This window comes from Frankia sp. AgKG'84/4, assembly GCF_023242965.2.
In the GTDB taxonomy this organism is placed as follows: Bacteria; Actinomycetota; Actinomycetes; order Frankiales; family Frankiaceae; genus Frankia.
On the sequence record NZ_JALKFU020000631.1, the window covers coordinates 1 to 2,892 of the forward strand.

A 2,892-nucleotide genomic window follows, 5' to 3' on the forward strand; every position below is an offset into this window, starting at 1 on the left:
GAGGCGGCCCGCGGACAGCGCCGCCAGCGCGGTGGACGGGTCCGCTCCTCGCTCGCAGGGGTGGCCGGATCCGCGCCAGCCCCGCGGCCGGGCGGACGGCGCGGTGCCCAGGGGGCACGGCGATGGGGGCGAGCGCCTGGCGGCCGGTCCCGGGCGGGGCCCGGCTGGCCCGATCGGGGCGGGCGGAACGGGAGTTCCGAACATTTCGCACCGGGGAGCGGACCCGCGCGCCGCTCGCTCCGAGCGCCCGGCAGGGGCTGACGACGGGCTGTCCGCCGAGGCCGCGTCGATCGATCAGGAGCAGGTCGACGAGGTCACCCGCGCGTGGCTGGAGCGCCGCGGGTCCGTCCTCGACGGCATTGATGTCATCTGACCGTTCGGCCTTGACGGGTCGGCGCTGATCCAGCGGCCGCCGTCTGCGGATCGGCGTGGGATCCGCCCGGCGCGTCGCGGCCGCGGTCGGCGCCCCGGCGCGGTATCCAGAGGCCGCGCGTCGTGGCAGAGGGACGACCCGCGGCCACGCAGGGTGCAGGTTTGAGGTGGCGGGCGCGGTGGCAGGTACGCGTCGCCGGGCAGCTCGCCCGGCGCGGGAAGGTCGGGCCTCCCGGGGCGCCCCGCTGGATCCCACGGAAGGTGAGGCGTGGCAGGAGTACTGACCGCACGCTTCGACCTGCCCGCCGATGCCCGCACCGCCGGACGGGCCCGTCGCCTGGTCGCCGAACTGTTGGCGGCCTGGCATCGCCCGGAGACCGTCGAGATCGCAATGCTCCTCGTGAGCGAGGTTGTGACGAACGCCGTGCGTTTCGTCGGTGACCGCGGCGCGCTGGGTCTGACCGTCGCGCTGGACGTCGACCGCATCCGCATCGCCGTCGACGACGGCAGTTCGATGCGGCCGGCACTGCGGCAGGTCGGCGAGGACGACGAGTCGGGCCGCGGCATGCACCTCGTCGCCGCCCTGGCACTGCAGTGGGGCGTCGTCGACCTCAAGGACGAGCAGGGGCCGGGCAAGCAGGTCTGGTTCGATCTGCCCCGCCAGCCCGACCCACCCCGCCAGGAGGGTTCCCTGGAGGCGACCTGCGGTACCTGACCAGCCAATGCCCGATGTCCCCGCTCCGGGCCGACCCCTGTGGGAAGCCGCTGATATGTCCAGAACGAGGCGACCGGACCGACGACGGACAGCTCGCCCAACCGGATCCTTCAGCCGCCGTTCAGGCGACTCGCGTACCGTGACGGACGTCTCCCTCACCATGAGCGTGACCTCGGCTGCGGCCAAACGGGGGTTGTCATCGAAGTCCCGGTTCTGCTCGACGCGGACGACGCCAGCCCACCGACGACCGGGCCGGCGCCCAGGCGGGCAGTGGTGACGACGCCCGCGGCGCGGGTCGTCGACAAGGCCGATCCGCTGCGTCACGTGTTCGCCGAACCCCTGGCAATCGCGCTCGAGGGGTCCCGCGCGCGGCGGGGGTCGGTGGCCTGCGCCATCGTCGTCGCCGTCCTGCTCGCCGTGCTGGCGGTGCGTTTCCGCGGGGACGCGGCCTCCCGGCTCTCCGGCGTGCCCGCGCCCCGCTGGCACTGGCTGGCCGCCTGCGCGGGCGCCACGGTCCTGTTCTACATCGCCAACGGGGTGTCCATGCGGGCGGCCAGCGGGCTGCGCCTGGAACTGCGCACGGTGACGAGCGTGCAGGTCGCGGCGGCCGCCACGAACCGGATCGTGCCCATCGGCCTCGGCGCGATCGCGGTCCACCTCCGGTTCCTGCAGAGGCGGGGCCTGACCCGCCCGGCGGCGCTCGCGGCGATCGCGTCGATCAAGGGCGCCGGGGCCGCTAGTCATCTGCTCGGCCTGCTCATCGTGGCCGGCAGCATCGGCGACAGCGGGATCGGTGCCGCCGTGATCAGCCCGGTGCGCTCCACCGTCCACGACCTCGGCGCGGGGCCGGTCGCGCTCGGCTTCGTGATCGTCGGGGCGCTCGGCACGGGCACTCTCGCGCATCCGCGGGTCCGCGCGGTGACCCGGCCGGCGGCGCGGGTGTTCCGCGCCCACCTGTCGAGCCTGGCGCACTCGCCGGCCCGTACGGCGGTCCTGCTGCTGTCCCAGGCGGGGACCCGGCTGTGCCAGATCTTCGCGCTCGCCTGCGCGGTGTGGTCGTTCGGGGCCAGCGTGACGTTGATGTCCGTGGCGACCGTCTACCTGGTCGGCTCGATGGTGGCCGGCGCCGCGCCCACCGCCGGTGGCGTCGGCGCGCTGGAGCCGGCGCTGGCGTTCGGCCTCGCCGCCGCCGGCGGTAGTGCCGCGTCGATGCTCGCCGCCGTGCTCGTCTACCGGGTGATCAGCTTCTGGCTGCCGGTCGTCCCGGGCGTGTTCCTCCTGGCCAACCTGCGCCGCACAGGCAACCTCTGACGCACTGCCGGCCGGTCAGGCTGGCAGGTTGAGGGCCTCGATCACCGCGGCCTCGTGCTCGTGGCCGAGCACCGACACGCTGCCGGCCGCGAGGGTGACGTGCACGCCGTCACGAGGTGGCAGCCCGAGCCAGCGGGCGATGAGCACCCGCAACATGTGGCCGTGCCCGACGAGCGCCGCGTCGCCGCGCGCCAGGGCCGGGCGCAGCCGCGCGAGCACCGCATCGGCGCGGGCCCCGACCTGCTCGGCGCTCTCGCCGCCGGGGACCGGCGCGGTCCACACCGTCCAGCCGGGCACCGTCTCGCGGATCGTCGCCGTGGTGAGGCCCTCGTAGTCGCCGTAGTCCCATTCGCCGAGATCGTCCCAAACGACCCGCTCCCCCGCCGGCGGCGCGGCCAGCCCGGCGAGGTCGGCGGTGTGCCAGGCACGCCGCCGCGGGCTGGTCGCGACAAGCTCGAACGTCCACGCCGCCAGCCGCCCGCTCTGGCCGGCGG

The 2,892-nt window shown here is 75.2% G+C and carries 3 protein-coding genes and 1 pseudogene; 3 read left to right on the forward strand and 1 reads right to left on the reverse strand.

The genetic code is table 11. The features are described from left to right. The 3 genes and pseudogenes from MXD58_RS24275 to MXD58_RS24285 all read left to right on the forward strand — a co-directional run. Positions 1-373 (forward strand): annotated as a pseudogene (locus tag MXD58_RS24275) (hypothetical protein); the annotation flags it as partial. 267 nt (positions 374-640) lie between these two features. After that, positions 641-1,087 (forward strand): ATP-binding protein, encoded by a 447-nt coding sequence (locus MXD58_RS24280; RefSeq protein WP_248839148.1) that lies wholly within the window; start codon positions 641-643, stop codon positions 1,085-1,087. A gap of 273 nt (positions 1,088-1,360) precedes the next feature. Beyond that, positions 1,361-2,398, forward strand: coding sequence for a lysylphosphatidylglycerol synthase transmembrane domain-containing protein (locus tag MXD58_RS24285; RefSeq protein WP_248839147.1), 1,038 nt, complete (start codon positions 1,361-1,363; stop codon positions 2,396-2,398). 15 nt (positions 2,399-2,413) lie between these two features. On the opposite strand, the gene MXD58_RS24290 is transcribed toward MXD58_RS24285, so the two are convergent. Next, a partial coding sequence (locus MXD58_RS24290) for a histidine phosphatase family protein (RefSeq protein ID WP_250610002.1) occupies positions 2,414-2,892 on the reverse strand: 479 nt, incomplete at its 5' end.